13 protein-coding genes are annotated in these 17,026 nt (G+C 71.5%); 11 read left to right on the forward strand and 2 right to left on the reverse strand.

Annotated elements, in window-relative coordinates; genetic code table 11:
* Positions 1 to 135: 135 nt before the first annotated feature.
* Both OG819_RS54920 and OG819_RS54925 read right to left on the reverse strand, forming a co-directional pair.
* Positions 136 to 1,596, reverse strand: coding sequence for a hypothetical protein (locus OG819_RS54920; RefSeq protein WP_266657527.1), 1,461 nt, complete (start codon positions 1,594 to 1,596; stop codon positions 136 to 138).
* Positions 1,593 to 3,026, reverse strand: coding sequence for a hypothetical protein (locus OG819_RS54925; protein WP_266657529.1), 1,434 nt, complete (start codon positions 3,024 to 3,026; stop codon positions 1,593 to 1,595). Before OG819_RS54925 ends, OG819_RS54920 begins: the two co-directional genes overlap by 4 nt.
* Before the next feature lie 705 nt (positions 3,027 to 3,731).
* On the opposite strand from OG819_RS54925, the gene OG819_RS54930 reads away from it, so the two are divergent.
* The 11 genes from OG819_RS54930 (at position 3,732) to OG819_RS54980 (ending at position 17,023) form a co-directional block, all read left to right on the forward strand.
* On the forward strand, positions 3,732 to 4,664 hold the full coding sequence (locus OG819_RS54930; RefSeq protein WP_266657531.1) for a conjugal transfer protein: 933 nt from the start codon (positions 3,732 to 3,734) through the stop codon (positions 4,662 to 4,664).
* A complete protein-coding gene (locus OG819_RS54935) occupies positions 4,661 to 5,002 on the forward strand; it encodes a hypothetical protein (RefSeq protein WP_266657533.1) in 342 nt (113 codons plus the stop codon). Before OG819_RS54930 ends, OG819_RS54935 begins: the two co-directional genes overlap by 4 nt.
* Positions 4,999 to 5,577 carry a hypothetical protein gene (locus OG819_RS54940; RefSeq protein WP_266657535.1) on the forward strand — a complete coding sequence of 193 codons (579 nt, stop codon included), beginning with the start codon at positions 4,999 to 5,001 and terminating at the stop codon, positions 5,575 to 5,577. The genes OG819_RS54935 and OG819_RS54940 overlap by 4 nt, the downstream gene beginning before the upstream one ends.
* Positions 5,574 to 8,261 carry an ATP-binding protein gene (locus OG819_RS54945; RefSeq protein WP_266657537.1) on the forward strand — a complete coding sequence of 896 codons (2,688 nt, stop codon included), beginning with the start codon at positions 5,574 to 5,576 and terminating at the stop codon, positions 8,259 to 8,261. The genes OG819_RS54940 and OG819_RS54945 overlap by 4 nt, the downstream gene beginning before the upstream one ends.
* Positions 8,258 to 8,611, forward strand: coding sequence for a hypothetical protein (locus tag OG819_RS54950; protein WP_266657539.1), 354 nt, complete (start codon positions 8,258 to 8,260; stop codon positions 8,609 to 8,611). Before OG819_RS54945 ends, OG819_RS54950 begins: the two co-directional genes overlap by 4 nt.
* A 1-nt stretch (position 8,612) precedes the next feature.
* Positions 8,613 to 11,345 (forward strand): hypothetical protein, encoded by a 2,733-nt coding sequence (locus OG819_RS54955; protein WP_266657541.1) that lies wholly within the window; start codon positions 8,613 to 8,615, stop codon positions 11,343 to 11,345.
* 50 nt (positions 11,346 to 11,395) lie between these two features.
* Positions 11,396 to 12,493, forward strand: a complete 1,098-nt coding sequence (locus OG819_RS54960) for a bifunctional lytic transglycosylase/C40 family peptidase (protein WP_266657543.1) — start codon at positions 11,396 to 11,398, stop codon at positions 12,491 to 12,493.
* Positions 12,490 to 13,134, forward strand: coding sequence for a hypothetical protein (locus tag OG819_RS54965; protein WP_266657545.1), 645 nt, complete (start codon positions 12,490 to 12,492; stop codon positions 13,132 to 13,134). Before OG819_RS54960 ends, OG819_RS54965 begins: the two co-directional genes overlap by 4 nt.
* On the forward strand, positions 13,110 to 15,740 hold the full coding sequence (locus OG819_RS54970; protein ID WP_266657547.1) for an ATP/GTP-binding protein: 2,631 nt from the start codon (positions 13,110 to 13,112) through the stop codon (positions 15,738 to 15,740). Before OG819_RS54965 ends, OG819_RS54970 begins: the two co-directional genes overlap by 25 nt.
* Positions 15,731 to 16,645 (forward strand): replication-relaxation family protein, encoded by a 915-nt coding sequence (locus OG819_RS54975; RefSeq protein ID WP_266657549.1) that lies wholly within the window; start codon positions 15,731 to 15,733, stop codon positions 16,643 to 16,645. The genes OG819_RS54970 and OG819_RS54975 overlap by 10 nt, the downstream gene beginning before the upstream one ends.
* Positions 16,646 to 16,795: 150 nt before the next feature.
* Positions 16,796 to 17,023: a hypothetical protein gene (locus tag OG819_RS54980; RefSeq protein ID WP_266657551.1), complete on the forward strand. Its 228-nt coding sequence runs from the start codon at positions 16,796 to 16,798 to the stop codon at positions 17,021 to 17,023.
* Positions 17,024 to 17,026 lie beyond the last annotated feature (3 nt).

A 17,026-nucleotide genomic window follows, 5' to 3' on the forward strand; every position in this document is an offset into this window, starting at 1 on the left:
CGTTCACGGGTCAGTCGGGCCGCCCTCACGCCGGTGGACGAGCCGATGCAGCATGCGCCGCAGGTCTGCCCAGACGGCTCGCGCTTCGTATCCGAACATGGCCTGCTCCCATCGCCGCGGCCGGGCTCATCGCCCTCAGGCGCGCCGGCCCACCAGCGGGGGCAGGAGGCTGTCCCCCGGCCAGAAGGGCTGCTCGGTCGCAATGCCGGTGAGGAACATGCCGACTTCGTCCAGGACCGCGGCGCGCTCCGAAGCACCGTAGACAACGAAGTCGTCGGCCGCGGCGTCATAGGCGCGGACGTGGCTGTGGGGGCCCGTGCAGACGAGGGCTCGCGCGATCTCGGGCAGGCCGAGGCTGAGGGCATCGCAGTCCCCGTCACGGACGAGCTGCAGCAGGTCGGTGGTGACGCTCTCCCAGTCGCCGACGGTCGGCCAGTCAGCGCCGCCGTTCAGTTCGTGGGTGAGGGTGGACAGCGGGATGATCTCGCCCGGTTGCCGTCCGTGGGTGAGGAGGTCGTGGATGCGGGCGCCGTCGGGCTGGCGCACCTGCGGGTGGAGAAGCGAGTCGGCGGCAACGACGGTGGTGTTGATCTCCTGCGTTCCGGGGCCGGGGTAGTACGGCTCGTGCGCGAAGAGCATGTAGACGTCCGGCGTGTGGGCGGCCGGGCTGGGTTCGGTCTGCGCCATGAGGAGGGGTCCCTTCAGGGGTGACGTGCTGTGCGCGTACTGAGGTGTCGGAGGCGTCGTCGGCCGGACCCCAGGGGGATACGGACCAAGGGGTCGCCCGGGGGCATGGGCTTGGTCCGCGTCGGCTGTGCCGTCCGGGGTGGCCGCGCGCTCGATGATCTGGGCGACCTGGTCGGCGAGTTGGAGCATCAGCCGTTCACCGGCGATCAGCTGGGGTGAGGCCGAGCGGGTGTCCTGGGTCTGGAGCAGGCCGGCGGCGTCCCACAGCAGCTGCTGGCCGATCTCGGCCGAGCGGCGCAGCTCGTAGCGTTCGCTGCCGGCGGCGGCCTGGAGGAGACCGGTGTGCAGGACGGTGAGGCGCTGCAGGTACCCGGTGGCGGCTGCGCCGTGTGCGACCCGGACACGCCGCCGGGCGCGCATGTCGAGCCGGTCGGGCAGATGGTCGGCGAGCAGCGGGGCCAGCAGCGCCACGGGCACGGCGATGCCGAGGGGTACTCCGCGGGCGATCGCGTCGAAAGCGGCGAAGCATCCGATGACGGCCACCACAACGGCGAAGTGCCGCAGCGACCCAGGGCTCGTGGCGTGCAGGGCCATGCGGCCCGCCGGGCGCCGGGCAAGCCAGCGGGCCGCCAGGCGGTCCGCCCATGTCGCGGAGGGCGGGAGAACACCGATCTGGTGGGGCCGTTCGGGCATGCTTCCGTCGGCGGGAACCGTCCAGGACAGCCAGCCCCAGCCGGTGCGTTCATGCACCAGGTAGGGCTCGTCGACCGCGGTGGAGGATCCGGTGTCGTACGCGATCCGCCCCATCTGCAGGGCACGGGACCGTTCCGCGTCCCAGCGGGCCGAGTTGTCGGCGAAGGGCCGCAGCCGTGCCGTGGTCGGGTGCGGCGTGCGGAGCGGGTCCGTCATGAGGTGCTTCCTTCCAGTCGGTCGGTCACAGCGGAGGCACACGTCGTGCAGCGGCCGTCGCCGTCGGGATGGGCGCGCCGGGGGGTGGGGCCCGGGCAGGTGCGGCACAGCGGCCAGCCGAGGCAGGCCGGGCAGAGGTCCTCGCCGGGAGCGGTTCCGGGCACGCCGCAGCCGGCACATTCGACAAGGGCCCGGTAGGTGATTGCCTCACTCACCGAGCGCGCGGCGGCGGAGCTGGTCGGCCGCGGCGGGGGGTCATCCCAGGCGGGCTCGTCGTGATGGCCGGCCGCGATGGCGGGCGGGGGGTAGGCCTGGGCGGCTCTCAGACGGGCGGCGATGATCGCGCCGACTGTGGTGCGCACCGGGTGGGGCAGGGGCCGGGCGGCGATGACGTGCTGCAGTTGCTCGCGGCTCCAGCCGGCTTCCAGCATCACGGTCGCGACGCGGCCTTGATCGGTCAGCGCCTTCCCGGTCAGCAGCAGCTCGGGGCGAGCCGCCCCGAGTTCGAGCAGCAGTTGGATCCCTGGGTGCATCTCATCCGCCGCGGGCGCGGCCGGTGGGGACGTCGGCGTGTGCCGCTGGTCTGTCCGTCCCGGTGCTCGCGGCGCTTCGCCGCGGCACGGACGGAGGGATCTGGTGTTCTGCTTGTTGGTCTTCTTACTGATGGTGTTCTTAGTGCCGGGATCAGCCAACGTAGGCTCAGCCAATCCTGGAAAACCCGACTCTGGTTGTGAGCTGGGGTTTTGCAGGGCGGGCAGGTCGGTGATGACGTACAGCGCCTGGCCGAGGGTGCCGTCGGGGTTCCGCTCGCGCGTGCGGTAGAGGAATCCGTGCCGTTCCAGCTGGTGGAGCCCCGTGGTGACGGCGTCGACGCCTTCGCGGCCGCGGCGCACCAGCTCGGCGACGGTGACCTGCCAGCCGTCCCGGTGCGTGCTGACATACCCGAAGATCCCCTTCGCCTTGAACGACAACCGGCTGTCCCGGAACAAGCCGTTGGCGATCTGCGTGAAGCTGTCGGCCGCCATCACACCCCGGCGGATCCCCGCCCCGAAGCCGGTGTCGTGTCCGTCTTCGATCGCGAGGCCGGACGTGGCCTCCAACAGGGCGACGTCGAGGGTAGCGGGGCGGTCGGTGATCGAGTAGACGACCTCGCCGAGTGTTCCGTTCGGGCGGCGAAGACGTTCGCGGATGAGGTAGCCGTACCGCTCCAGCTCTTTCAGGCCGGCGCGGACCGCCTCGCGTCCGTCGGGGCCCACGGAGACAAGGTGGGCGAGGGTGACCTGCCAGCCGTCCCGGTGCGTGCTGACGTACCCGAAGATCCCCTTCGCCTTGTAGGACAGCCGACTGTCCCGGAACAGGCCGTTGGCGATCTGCGTGAAACTGTCGGCCGCCATCACACCCCGGCGGACCCCTGCCCCGAAGCGGCTCACCGCGCTGTCTCCGAGGCGGGCCGCGTGCAGTGTCCAAGGCAGCGCTCCAAGCCCGCCGGGGTGGGGCGGGCTCCGGGCCTGGGTGCGCGGTCGTGCGTGTGTTCCATGCCGTCAGCTCACCCGCCGACCCCGACCAGGCTGACGGCCACGAACCCCGACCATCGGTCACGATCCGGCAACGCAGCCGTCTAGCTGCCGTGGTCGGGCTCATGGTCGGGCCGACCATGCCTCCCCGGCACGGTGCGCAGTCCACCCGGGAGCCCGATTGCGCAGCCCGGACGAGCGTTGCGCAATCGGGCTGCGCAACCGGTCGAGGATCGTGCGCAGTCGCCATGCGCGGTGCGACTGCGCAGTCCGCCCAGGGACCTGTGATCTTTCTGGTGCGCAGGTCCAGATGCCGCACTGCGCAGGTGCCCGCCGCGGCCCCGGCGGCGTCCGCCTGCGCATCGGTTCACGGGCTCCAGGGACGGCACAACTGGTGGTCGCGCAGCAGTCCTCGGCTGCTGCACGTGTGCCCGACCCGAGGACCTGTCGCCTACTTGGGCAGACCCGTGGTCGGGCCTGTGGTCGGGCCGACCATGACCCCGACCATGGGCTTCGTGTCCCCATCGTGACCATGGTCGGGCCTTCATGGTCGGTGGTCGGGTCGGGGTCGGCGGGTTTTCTCAAGGTCAGCAACATCCGTTCTGACCTGGGAGTTTGACCATGTCCCCTGGCAAGCAGGCCTCACAGAGCGAGGCTGCCGCTCCGATGGCGGCCGGCGCCCGGCTGGAGTCGATGCGCCGCCGCGTCCGCCTCTCGCGCCTGGCGGTCTGGACCGTCATCGCGGCCGGCCCCGTCGCCCTGTGCGTCGCCGTCGCCTCCACCCCAACCACGGTCGCGGCGGCCACCCCGGCCAAGCCCACCGCCGTGCGCACTGCGGCGGCCGCCGCCGACCCGGGCGGCTATGCGCAGCTGTTCGTCAGCGCGTGGCTGCGCAGCAGCGCGAACGACGCGACGACTGCGCAGGCGCGGCTTGCGCAGTCACTCGCGCCGGACGTCGAACTGCCCGACCCAGCCACGGGTGCGCAGTCGAAGCCTCAGTCCGTGACGGCGGTGCGCAGTGCGCAGCGCACCGGCGACGCGTGGTCGGTGACGGTGGCTGCGCAGTACGCCGACGGCTCGGTGCGCTACTACGCCGTGCCGGTGTCCGCCGACCGCGCGGGCGCCTCGTTCACGGTGACCGGTGCGCCCGGCCTGGTGGCCGGTCCGGCCCGAGCCGAGGCGCCGAAGTCGTCGTACGGCGTGACCGTTCCGGAAGGTGATCTGTCGTCCGCCGTCGGGGAGTTCCTCGCCGCCTACCTGACCGGTGCCGGGGAGGTCGACCGCTACCTCGCTCCCGGCGTGACGCTGTCGGCCGTCTCCCCCGCCCCGTACCCGTCGGTCGCTGTCCAGCAGATCTCCGCCGTCGAGGAGGCCGCGGCCGCCGAGCAGGTGCCGCCCGACGGCACGAAGGTGCGTGTCCTCGTCCAGGTCGAGGCCCGGGACACAGGTGGGCGGTGGCCGTTGGCGTACGAGCTCGCGCTCAAGGCCCGCTCAGGCCGGTGGGAAGTCGCGGCGCTGGAGTCCGGGACTGCTCAGGACGGCGGTGCGCGGTGAACACGGTGCACAGCCTGATGCTCGCCGGGCAGCTGGATGACCTCGGCAACAGCTGGATCAACATGTTCAAGAACTGGGCGACCAAAGGCCTTCAAGCCGGTCTGCTCGTCCTCGTCGTCGTCATCATGATCCAGAAGTTCAGCCTCAAAGCGGGGATCGGAGCCCTGCTGCTGATGGTGATCGCGCTGGGTCTCTACAACTCCCGCGACAGCCTCGCGAACATGTTCACCGACGAGGTCAAGAACCCGTCCAAGGGCGCACCCGCCGTCCCCGGCATCGTCCAGTCCGAACTCCCCGCCTCCCGTGACCACTCGCCCGGCGACGGGGGCTGGCTGTGACCGCGGCCACCGCCAGCCGGGTGGGCCGCTTCTACACCGCCGCCCGCCGCCACCCCTGGGTGCTGGGCAAGGTCGCCGACTGGAAGATCCCGCTCGGCCCGTACACACCCGCGCAGATCGCCGTCGCCGTCGTCGGCGGCTTCCTCCTCATCAAGACCATTGCATGGTGGTCGTGGATGGGGCCGGTCCCGCTCGTGGCCTGGCTGCTGACGATCTGGGCGGTCCGCCGGCCCAAGATCCGGGGGCGTGCCCCGATGCAGGCGGCCCTGGGCTGGGTGCTCCTCGGCTGGCAGCCCCGCGGAGGGCGGATCGGCGGACGGGCCGCCCGCGACCGCGGATCTCGTCCCCTGCTCGGCGGATTCACGATCGAGGACACGCCCGCGCTCGCTGCGGCAGCCGCACCGTCTCGCGCGGCTGTGCAGCAGGCCACTCGGGCACCGCACCCGAGCCCGGCCGCCGCTCGCTCGTCCTCGCGCGAACGCACTCAGCCGGCTGCTGCCGCGGCGCCGGTGGGTCCGGTGTCGGGTGTGCAGCAACTGCTCGCGCTGGCCGGGCAGGGCGGGGGTGTGCGGTGAGGGTTCCGATCCGTCACATCGCCGGGCATCTGGTGTGGTCGACACAGGGCAGCGTGTGGGCCCTCTACCGCCTTCACCCCGGCCCGGACGCGCAGGGACGACGCGAGGAGACCGTCCAGGGCACCTACGTGCCGGCCCCGGTCCGTGACGAGCAGCTCGCCAAGATCACACATCTGGTGCGGTCGTTGTCCGGGGCACCGCGGTTGTTCGGGATCTGCGCGCAGGTCGACCCGGGCGAGATCGCCCTGCGCATGATCGAGGGCATCGAGCCGGCCGAGCAGGCACCCGGTGCGGGCCGCCACCCGTGGGTGGAGAACGTCGAGGCCACGCTGGACCTGCTGGACGACCAGGAGATGCACCGCCGCACCCTGTGGCTGGCCGTGCCGCTGCAGACCGAGAGCGCCGGCATGCAGATGTCCGCCTCGCTCGGTGCAGCATGGGCGGAGCTGTCCCCGATGCTGGGCATGCGGCCGGCACCGGTGGCACGGCGCGAGGTGACCGCGTACCGCGAGCAGGCCTCCCGCGTGGAGGCCGCCCTCGCCGGCGGCATAGCCTTCCGCCCCGCCCGCCCGGCGGAGATCGTGTGGCTGATCCAGCACGCCCTCCACCGCGGCCTGGCGGAGCCGCTGCTGGCCGAGGCCGAGAGCAGCGACCTGTACGGGGGACACATCCAAGGCGGCGTACTGCGCTCCCCCAGCTACGCCGACCTCGGCCAGGTCCGCCTGCAGGAAGGCGGCATCGACCCCGAGCTCGACGACGTCGACGAGCTCAAGAGCGCGGGCCAACTCACGCGGTCGGGCCGCAAGGCCTGGTGGCGGCTGAACACCGGCTCGCCGCTCGGGCGGCGCTGGCTGCAGGTCGAAACGGACGCCGGGGTGGGCTACCAGGCGCAGTTGGCGCTGGCCGAGTGCCCGCCCGCGGTCAGCCAGGACGCCGCTGATCTGTTCGCCCAGCTGGAGATGCTCGACTTTCCCGTCGACTACACCGTGGACCTCACGCTCGTGCCGGCGGAGAAGGCCCGCGACCAAGTGCGCCGCAAGAAGAACGAGTTGATCGACCAGGCCGACCAGTACGACGCCCGTCCCACCGGCATGCCCGCCTCGCTCACCGAGGCCGCCCGCGACCTCGGTGAGCTCGATGCCCGCCTCTCCCGCACCAGCGTGGAGGTCGAGGTGCAGTCCGTCACGGTACTGACCGTATGGGGGCCGACCGCCGCCGTCTGCGACGCCCGTGCCCGTGCCCTGGCCGCCCTGCTGGGCGGTGCCGACTACCGGGCCGTGCGCCCGGCCGGCCTGCAGGAGGCGCTGTTCACGCTCGGGCTGCCCGGCACGGTGCGGCCCGGTGTGGTGCGCGAGTTCACCCAGCACCAGATCTCCGAGGACTGGGCGCTGGGCGGAGCCTTCACCGCCGCGGAAGTCGGCGACCCGAACGGGATGTTCCTCGGCATCGACCTGGACAGCGGCACCACCCGCCCCGTGATGATCAACGTCGCGGACGCGCCCAAGGTGGACGCCTCCGCGTCAATGGGCATCGTCGGGGATCTCGGCGCGGGCAAGAGCGTGCTGCAGAAGCTGATCGCCGAGGCCGTGTGGGCGCGCGGCGGCTGCGCGATCTGCATCGACCGCACCCCCGTGCGCGAATGGGCCACCTTCGCCCGGACCGCCGCCAAGGGCCGCGTGCAGATCATCGACGCCGCCCAGGCCGAGGTGTCCATCGACCCGCTGCGCATGTTCCACGGCCCCGAGGGCCGCCACTACGCCCTGTCCTACCTCACCCTGCAGCTCGGCATCGGCCCGATGAGCACCAACGGCGAGGTCCTCCACCACGCCGTCGAGCAGGCCGCCACCGGCCCGAAGCCGTCCATGCACCGCGTCCTTGAAGTCCTCGAGGAGATGGCCACGAGCGAGGCGGGCAAGCGACAGGACGCGGCCGCCACCCTCGCCGGCCTCATCCGCGTCGTCGCCACCAACTCCCTGGCCCGCATGGTCTTCGACCCCACGCTGCCGCCCGTACGGCTGGACGCCTCCAGCAGTACCGACATGATCGTGATCACCACGACCGGTCTGAAGCTGCCCCCGAAGGCGGCGTTCGACAAGCCGGAGGTCCTGCACCAGCAGCCGCTCGAAGCCCTGATCGGCCGCGCGGTCCTCTACCTGATCGCGGCGATCGCCCGGCAGACCGCGTTCGAGGATCCCGAGCGGTTCACCGCCGTGGTCCTGGACGAGCTGTACTGGCTCACCTCGTCGGCCGAGGGCACCGCTCTGGTACACGAGATCCTCCACGACGGACGCAAGCACGGTGCCGGCCTGCTCGGCGCCTCGCACGACGCTGAGGAACTCGGCCCCGACCGCGGCCTGATGGCCTACCGCGCGCTTGCCCGCACCGCTGACCGCGAACGTGCCCGCCGCGGGCTGGAGTTCGTCGGGCTCGACCCGAACGACCCGGAGCTGCTGCGGCTGGTGACCACCGGCCTGTCCCCCGTCGGCCAGAAGGGCCGGGAGGGCGAGTTCCTGCTGACCTGCCCGCGGCAGAACACCGGCCGCATCAAGGTCTCCATCCCCCGCATCGAGCGCATCACCACCTCCATCACCACCACGCCAGGACGGCGCATGAGCGCTGCCCCGCCGTCTGCACTGGTTGCCGGTGAGGCCGTGGATGCCCGTCCGAAGGAGCACGTCCGATGACGACCTCTTCCTGGGACCGCTCCCGGCGCATCGCCGCGGCCGCGAGCGTCCTCACCGTGATCGCGGTCGTCGCCGGCGCGGTCATCCTCGCCCTCGGGGTGGGCCTGCCGGACGCGTGGTGGCCGCACACCGGGCAGGCCTTCGCCGCCGACGCCCGCCCGGCGCACCACGATCCCTGTGCGTTGATCGTCGGCCCGGCCAAGGCGTACTGCGAGCGCGGCACCGCGACCACCGCCGCCGGTGGCCGGCAGGACGAGGGCGGTGCCGTATGGAGGCTGGTGCCCGCCGGTGCGGGTGTGGCTGCCCTGGTGGTGTGGCGACTGCGCGCCGCTGGGCAAAGGCGGCGCTGACGTGTTCCGTCCAGACCGCGCGACCCTGCGTTCGGCTGGCTTCGTCGTCCTGCTCACCGGCGTGTTCCTCCTGGTGAACAGCCAGGTCGTGTACGCGGCCAGCAGTAACAGCGAGACCGGAGACCTGCTCGCCCCGCTGAACATCTACTCGTCCGAGGGTGTACCGATCGACGGATACGACCTGAACGCCGAGGGCGGATCCATCGTCGCCTTCAAGACGCAGGCCCTCTCCTTCGCCCTGTCCGGCGTGTTCACCCTGATCCGGCTGCTGGTCGGCCTGGCAGGGTGGGCGATCGAGGTCGCCTTCAGGTTCCCGCTGCTGAAGATCCTCACCCGCCCCGCGCAGAAGGTCGCCGACACCTACGACAACGTGGTCGTCGACACCCTCGGGCTGAAAGGTCTCTTGCTCGCCTGGGCGTTTGTCTTCGCAGGATTCATGATCGTACGCGGGCGGGTCGGGCGCGGCCTGGGCGAAATCTTTCTCACCCTGCTCATCGCGGCGTTCGCCGCTTCGGCTCTCATCCGTCCCGACACGCTGCTCTCCCAGGACGGACCGCTGGGGCAGTCCCAGCAGGTGGCCGCCGAGGTCGCCCAGCAGAGCGTCAACTCCTACGACTGGGGCGGCAAGCTCGCCAGCTACGACCCATGCGCCGGGATGGCCGGCAACGCCGAGATCAAGTGCGAGGAACGTGAAGGCGAAGGACCGGTCTCCTCAACTGAAGTGGCCCGTCCCATCCAGGACAGCATCACCAACGCGCTGATCGTCAAGCCGTACATGCTGCTGCAGTACGGGCGCATCCTCGATCCGGCCAAGGACTCCGACCGCAAGGCCTACGCCGTCCATCTGAAGTGGATCACCGGCGGGTACATGCCCAGCTCGGCCACCTCGGACAAGGCGAAGGACGCCTGCAGACTGATCCACGGGCCGGGCAAGAAGTACTGCGAGCGCGGCGTCGACGACAAACCGCCCAGCAGCGACGATCTCCCGACGCTCACCCCCGGAGGCGAACTCCTCGACGCGTCCAACGCAATCGTTACCGACGAGGACCAGGCGTTCGCCGCGTTCCTCGCCGACATGAAGAAGGCCGGCCCGGTCGGGAAGTCGTGCGCCGCCTACGCGGAGAAGCCCACCTGGTGGCGGGTCGGCGGAGCCTTCCTGCTGCTGATCGCTGCACTGTTCATCTGCGGCATGCTCCTGTCGAGCGCCATCGTGCTGCTCGGCACCCAGGGCATCTGCGCTGCCGCGGCGGCCGTCGGCGGCGTCACCTTCGTCGCGGGCATGCTGCCCGGACCCGCACGCCAGAGCGTGTGGAAGTGGCTGTCCATTTGGGGCATCGCGGTCCTGGCCGTGGTCGGGATCTGCGCGTTCATCCCGTTCTTCGGCATCGCCATCGACGCCACCATCACCAACGGGCCCGACCTGATGGTGGAACGGATCCTGCTCATCGACGTCCTCGCGATCGCCGGTGCGGCCGGACACCGCAGGCTCTTGACCGGCATCACCTCCTTTGGCCGACGCATGGCCATGCGCATGCGCTACGCCAAGGTCGGCGGCACCCACATGCCCGGCGACACCTCCGAGCTCGGCGCCGCGCTCGCCATGAACTCCCCCGCCGCGATGGGCGGATACGGCGGCGGTCTGCGCGCCTTCACCGGCGGCGGGGGCGGCAGGTTCGGGCTGCTCGGCACCCGCCAGCGGCTGATGGGCGCGCTCACCTCGTTGTTCGACGGTGCGGGCATGCCGGTGGACACCGGCGGGATCCTCGCCGATGCCACGGCCGAAGCCGGTCGCGGGCTGGCCCCGCTGACCGCGGCCGCGGCCGTGGGCGGGCTGGGCGCACGGCTCGGCGCCAAGGGCGCGCACTGGCTGCTGATCGGCCGCCGGCCGGATCGGGAGCAGTTGGCCAAGTGGCGCAAGCCCACCGCCGACGGCGACCCGGGAGCGGGGGGAGGCGGGCCGTCGGACGGCGGGGACGGTGGTCCAGGCGGCACTGGGCCGCGTCGGCCCGGAGGGCCGCCCGACCGGTATCGCAACGAGCAGGGGCAGGTCGTCGACCGCAACACCGGCCAGGTGCTGCACGACCAGAGCAGCGACCGCACTCTGCTGTCGACCCGGGCCCACAACCGGCTGGTGCGCTTCCGCGGGTACCGCATCCTGAACCGTGGGGGCCGGGCCGCGTACGGGGCGACGGTCGGCCTGCCGGCCAACGTCCGCCGGGCGCGGTCGGGTGGCTCGCGCTATTCCCAGGACGCCCGCCAGCAGGTGCGGGTGTGGGGCAACACCGTCCGCGAGGACGGCCGGGCCTGGGGAGACACGAGGCGTCATGTGTCCCGGGTCGTCCGGGAGAACAGCGACGCCAGCGGACCAGGCCCGTTCGCCAGCCGTCGGCTGCCGACCGCAGCCACACCGGCCGCCACTCCCCGGCCGGCACCCCGTCCTCGGCCTGCGCCGTCGGGCCGTCCGGCCCCTGCCCCCGCACGGCCCACTCCGTCTGCGGGCGGTCCCACGACACCTCCGCCCCCGGCACCGCTCCCGCGCCGTAACGGCCCTGCGCCGCAGCCTCGGTCCGATCTCGGCAGGCCGGTTCTTCCGGGGGTGGGCAGAGCACGCAACCGGGCGCGCGAGGAGGCACGGGACCGGATGCAGGAACTGATGCGGCGGACCGCGCCCGAGGCCGAACGCCTGCGCCAGGAGCGGGCCCGGCGGCGGAACGAGGACGGTGAAGAGGAGTGAGCCGGCCTGGACGCCGCGTCCGGCGGTGGGGATGTGTGGTGGTGCTGCTGATGTTTGCTGCCGTGTGCTGTGCCGCGCCGGTCGGGAACGCGATCAGCGCGTACGTCGCGCTGAAGACGGGTGCCCAGGACGACGGCGGGATCGCCGAGGGTGGCAGCGCCGCGGACATCCCTCCCCGGATGCTGACCGCCTACAAGAAGGCCGTCCAGCAGGTCGGGAAGTACGTGCCCAAGTGCCAGGGCATGCGCTGGCCGATCCTGGCCGGGATCGCCAAGGTCGAGTCCAACCACGCCATCGGCCACAACGTCGCCAACAACGGTGACATCACCCCGAAGATCTACGGAGTGCTCCTCAACGGCTCCGGAGCCGGCGGCAACACCACAGTCTTCCCGGACACCGACAACGGCAAGTGGGACGGCACCGCGAACGGGGAGCGCGCCGTCGGTCCCTTCCAGTTCATGCCCTCCACCTGGGAGTCGACCGGGAAGGACGGCAACGGCGACAAGACGGCAGATCCGCACAACGCCGACGACGCTGCCCTCGGCGCCGCCGTCTACCTGTGCGGCAACGGCCGTGATCTCACCCAGCGTTCGCAGCTCAAGGCCGCGATCCTGCAGTACAACCACTCCGACGAATACGTGACCAACGTCCTGGGGTGGATCGACCAGTACACGGCGGCCGCCAAGGACCCGGACCTGAAGAACGTCACGGGCAAGGTCCGCACCGTCATCGAGGCCGCGCTCTCCCAGCGGGGTGTCCCGTACTCCTGGGGCGGCGGCAACGCGAGCGGCAAGTCCTACGGGGTCTGTTGCTCGCCGAGTGGCAAGAGCGGCGCGAAGATCAAGGGCTTCGACTGCTCCGGGCTGACCCAGTACGCGTACGCGAGGGCCGGTATCAGCCTGCCGCGCGTCGCGGCCTCCCAGGCCGGTGTCGGTCAGCGGATCCCGGCCAGTCTCGGCCCGCTCGCGCTCAAGGCCGGTGACCTTGTCTTCTTCGCCACCGCCCCCGGCCACGATTCCACGATCTATCACGTCGGGATCTACCTGGGCAGTGGACAGATGGTCAACGCCGCCCGCCCGGGCACCGTGGTGCGCCTGGACGCCGTCAACACGATGTCCGGCTATGCGGGGGGAGCACGGCTGCTGTGACCACCGCCCCACGCTCACCGCGTCTGCTGTTGCTGAGCACCGTCATGCTCGCCGTCGCCGGCATCGCCTTGCTGGGCGTGCCGCACGGCCAGGAGTCCCCGGCAGCGGTGACAGCGACGGACTCGCGCGCGGCCACGGATCTGTCATCAGCGGCCGCTGTGCCTCGTGTAGGCAAGCCGACCGCCGACACGGCTCCCTCCACGACGCCCGCCACATCGACACCCTCGGTCCACGAGTCCGCTCTGCCGCCGCACGGCGAGGGCGTCGCCGGCGACCGGGCCGTCCAACAGAACCTGGAAGCAGCCTGGCCTGCCGACCTTCCCGCCGACGACGAGGGGCAGTTGCTCACCGCCGGACGCGCACTGCTGCGCGCGGACGCCACCGGAGTCGGCCGCGCGAAGTGGCCCACGATCTTTCCCGACTCTGGCGGGGCGGTGGCCCCGGCGTTCGCCACCGACCGCTTCCGCGTCCAGGCCGCGATCGCCCGCCGCGACGGCGGCCCCAACAAGGCGGTGGTCCATCTGGTGTGGGCCGGCACCGACCGCGGCGGCACCTTCACCGACCTCCGCATCACCGACTGGTTCTTCACCCGCACCATCAAGAAGGGAACAGCGACGTGGACTCCGCAGCCCCGTACCTGACGGACCGGGCCGATGACACGGCCGCTGGGCAGGTACTCGGCCTGTTCACCGGCCTGATCGACGCCGTCGACTGGCTCTACGACCACTGGTATCTGCTCGCCGGGGCCATCGCCGTGTGCTGGGGCGTGGGCGAGTGGGTGGTACGTCGGCTCGCGGCGCGGGCCTCGGCCGAGCGGATGGCCCTGGAGCTTGTCTCCAACCGGCACTTCGACCCGAGTCTGGAGGAGATCTTTAGGCGCGGTGTCCAGCTCGCCCGTGCGTCCACGGCGATGCCCTGGTGGGCGCCCCGTCGGGCGAAGGCCGTGCAGATCCGGCTGCGCGCGGACGGCAGTACGCCGTTGCGCTACCGCATCGAGGGCCCGGCGGGCGGTGAACGGCTGCTGTCCATCACTCCGTTCGGGCCGGACATCACCGTCAACCGGGCCCGGCCGATCGTCGACGAACCGCGGACGCACACCGTGCGCGCCGAGTTCATCCTGCGCGGCAAGCTCATCTCTCCGCTGCGCGAGGTGCCGCTCAACCCCGACCCGCTCCAGCCTCTCGTCGATGCCGTGTCCGACCTGCGGGCCGAGCTCGGCGACCTCGCCGAGATACGGCTCGACATTCAGCGCGCCCCGAAGTGGGCCCTGCGGGCGCGCCGCCTGCAGCTGATGAGCAATGCGCGCCGGTCGGAGCGCCGGGAGGCCCAGCGGGCCGCGCGCTGGCTGCGGCAGGACGCCAGCGGCATCGAGGACTCCTGGGGCGGGCAGCTGCAGCAGCTCCTCAGTGACAAACCCGGCTCAGGTGGTGGGCGGCGGCTGGTGATGCCACCGGTGCCCCGCCGGGTCGAGCCGGCCGAAGCGCTGGGCAAGCTCGCCGAGGACGACCACCTGGTGCGCGTGCAGCTGCTCGTGCTGTGCGCCTCGAACACCGAGGGCCGCGCGCAGGCCCGCCTCGCCCAACTCCAGGCTGCGTTCGATGTGTTCGGCGGCCGCTCCCGGTGGGCGATGCGCGGCTGGCGGCTGGGTCCGTGGCGGATCGGCGCCGACCACTGGCCCACCCGGCACGGCTTCGAGCGCCGCTGGAATCTGGGGCACTGCCAGCCGCCGCGCGCGAACTGGGTGAGGCTGGAGGAGCTCACTGGACTGCTCAAGCCCCCGACCGTCAACTGCCGTCTGCCGGTGCTCGCCGGGGACCTGCCGACTTTCGCCTTCGGCGAGAGCGAGTTGCTGCTGCAGGGCATCTACCGGGGGCCGGACGGCCGGGAACGGCTGGTCGCCACGTACGCCGAGGAGACCCTGTTCGAGGTCGGGACGGGCAAGGCGGGCGGCGGCAAGACCGAGCGGGCCCTGGCGCAGGCGATCGGCTGGGCGCACGCGGGCGGCGGGCTGGTCTTCGTCGACCCGCACCGCGACTCCTGGCCGCGGGCTCTGCCGTTCCTCGCCCACGACCCTCTGATGCCGCGGATCGCGCTGGTCGACCTCAACGGTCTCGGCCCCAACCCGCGGGTGAGCTCGTGGAATCCGCTCGGCATGCACCACGGGCAGGCGGCGCACGAGGTCGTCGAGGCGATCACCGACGCCTACGCCTCCGCACTGGCCTGGGACGACGCGACCGCTCCGCGCGCGCTCACCATCCTCACCGCCGCGCTCGCCGTCCTGGTCACCGTCAACGAGGCGGCCTGCCAGGCCGGGCAGCCCGAGGACCAGGCCACGATCTTCCACGTCCGGGCCCTGCTGACCGACGCGCCGTTCCGGAAGGCGGCGCTCGCCGCGGTGGCGGGCCGGCTCGATGAGGAAACCCGCGCGTGGTGGAAGGCAGTGTTCCCGACCTTGCCGCCCGACGCGTTCGCCGTGGTCCTCAACCCGATCGCCCGTCTCGCCGCCAACCCCGTCACCCGCGGATTCCTTGGCCAGCCGGTCGGCGCCTACAACATCCGCACCGCGATGGACTCCAAGATGATCGTGTGGGTGTGCCCGGGCGGGAACGGGCCCACCGACCGTCTGCTGACCGCGCTGCTCGCCCGCGACTTGCTGCGGGCCGCGCGCTCTAGGCGTGACACGCCCGAGGACAGGCGGGTGCCGTTCCGCCCGTACTTCGACGAGCTGATCACCCTGACCGGCGCGGCCCCGGAGACCATCGCCTCGATGTTCGAGGATCTCCGCAAGTACCGGTGCCACGTCCACGGCATGACCCAGTTGCTGTCCCGCCTGCCCACCCCGGTTCGGCTGTCCCTGGTACAGAACGCGTCCACGCTGGCCACCACCGCCGGATCGAAATCCGCGATCGCGCCGATCACCGCCGAGTGGGGCGACAACCCGAGCCCGGACCGGGTCGCCACCATGGAGCGCTTCGAGCACTTCGTCTCCATGAACGTGCACGGACGCCGCATCGGGCCCATCCAGTTGCGTGGACCCCATCTCGACGACGTCTTCGCCGCCCAGGCCCGCCCGAAGGACGTCCCTGCACTGGAGCGGGCCGCGCTCGCGAATGCCCAGGCGCTCCCGCTGGACCAGCTCACCGAGCGCGCCTCCAGGCAGCTCGGTCGTGTCGCCGCCTTCCTCGGCGCGCACGCTCCTGCCGGCGCCGCCGCTGTCCACCTGTCGAAGGAAAACGAATGGAACTGACCACCGCCCAGCCCAAGGACCGTACGCCGGCGGGCTTCACGCCCAGCCCCGTGGAGCCTCTCGTGCATCAGCTCCTGGCCACGCTCGCCCAGCACCGCATGGCCTCCACCCATCAGCTGCATGTTCTCCTGCGGCCCGACCGTTCCCGCCAGTCGGTCTCGGAGCGGCTGAACCAGCTGCTCGGCGAGCGCCTGGTCGACTTCGTCGTGCTGCCCCAGTCGAACCGCAGCCGGGTCTGGTACCTCACGCCGAAGGGCGCACGCCTGACGAGGGACTGGCCCGCGCTGCGCGGCCGCCCGCCGTATCCGATCACCTCGGCCACGGCCGCCTCCCTGAAGACCCCGCACACCCTGACCGTCCTGCGCACCCACCTGGAGTTCGTCGCCGATGCCCGCCGCCGCGGTGACGAGCACGGTCACCTCGACTGGACGCCTGAGGTGTTCCACGCGATCGGCGACGGCGAGAAGGTCGTGGCCGACGCGGTCATGCACTACACCCTCATCGACGGCCAACAGCGGCGGAAGCTGCGGGCCTTCGTCGAGGTCGACCGGGCCACCATGAGCAGCGAACGCCTCGCGGCCAAGCTGATCGAGTACGCGAGGTTGTGGACGTACGAACCGCAGCCTGTCGGCCGGCGCCGACAGCAGACCGGGCCCGGGTGGCTGCGCTGGTACCCGGTATTCCCCCGGGTCCTGTTCGTGCTGACCGGCGCTGGACGCCAGGCGATGGACAACCGGATCAGCGACCTCAAGGCCATGGTCGCCCATCATCCGCTCGTGGCTGAGTTGGCCCGCGAGGTGCCGCTGGGGGCGGTCGTCCTGGAGGACCTGGCGGAGCACGGCGCCACCTCTGACGTGTGGGTTCGGCTGGCTGACGGCGAGCCCCGCCCGTGGACCGAGCTGTGACGCACCGACACCTCCGTGACCGAATGTCGCAGCCTTGCAACTACACCCAAAACCCCTTGAGATTTGCTCAAGCGAACGCATAGTTTACTTCTGCACAACGAGACCCAAGCTCGACAGGCCTTGCTGTGCACGGACGTTAGGAGATGCTCCATGCTGCAAGCTCCTGGTGAAGTTCGCACTGATGAAACGGCCATTGACGGCGGGTGGCCCGCCCGGGCACGCGACGTCTCGCACATCGGGGGCGCCTGCGTCGTCCAGGGGATCGGTGACTTCGACGTCGCCGACCTGAACACGGTGCGCCACCGATTCCCCGGCCGGCACGTCACCCTCGACGGCGACGTGATCACGGTGTGGCCGCAGGCCCGGCAGCAGGAGTGAGAC

The sequence above is a fragment of the Streptomyces sp. NBC_01549 genome, assembly GCF_026339955.1.
Classification (GTDB): Bacteria; Actinomycetota; Actinomycetes; order Streptomycetales; family Streptomycetaceae; genus Streptomyces.

Bases quoted from the DNA above. Each gene is read 5' to 3' on its own strand.
- OG819_RS54920 (WP_266657527.1), bottom strand. From the start codon at position 1,596: ATGACGGACCCGCTCCGCACGCCGCACCCGACCACGGCACGGCTGCGG.
- OG819_RS54930 (WP_266657531.1), top strand. From the start codon at position 3,732: ATGTCCCCTGGCAAGCAGGCCTCACAGAGCGAGGCTGCCGCTCCGATG.
- OG819_RS54950 (WP_266657539.1), top strand. From the start codon at position 8,258: ATGACGACCTCTTCCTGGGACCGCTCCCGGCGCATCGCCGCGGCCGCG.
- OG819_RS54960 (WP_266657543.1), top strand. From the start codon at position 11,396: ATGTTTGCTGCCGTGTGCTGTGCCGCGCCGGTCGGGAACGCGATCAGC.
- OG819_RS54975 (WP_266657549.1), top strand. From the start codon at position 15,731: ATGGAACTGACCACCGCCCAGCCCAAGGACCGTACGCCGGCGGGCTTC.
- OG819_RS54980 (WP_266657551.1), top strand. From the start codon at position 16,796: ATGCTGCAAGCTCCTGGTGAAGTTCGCACTGATGAAACGGCCATTGAC.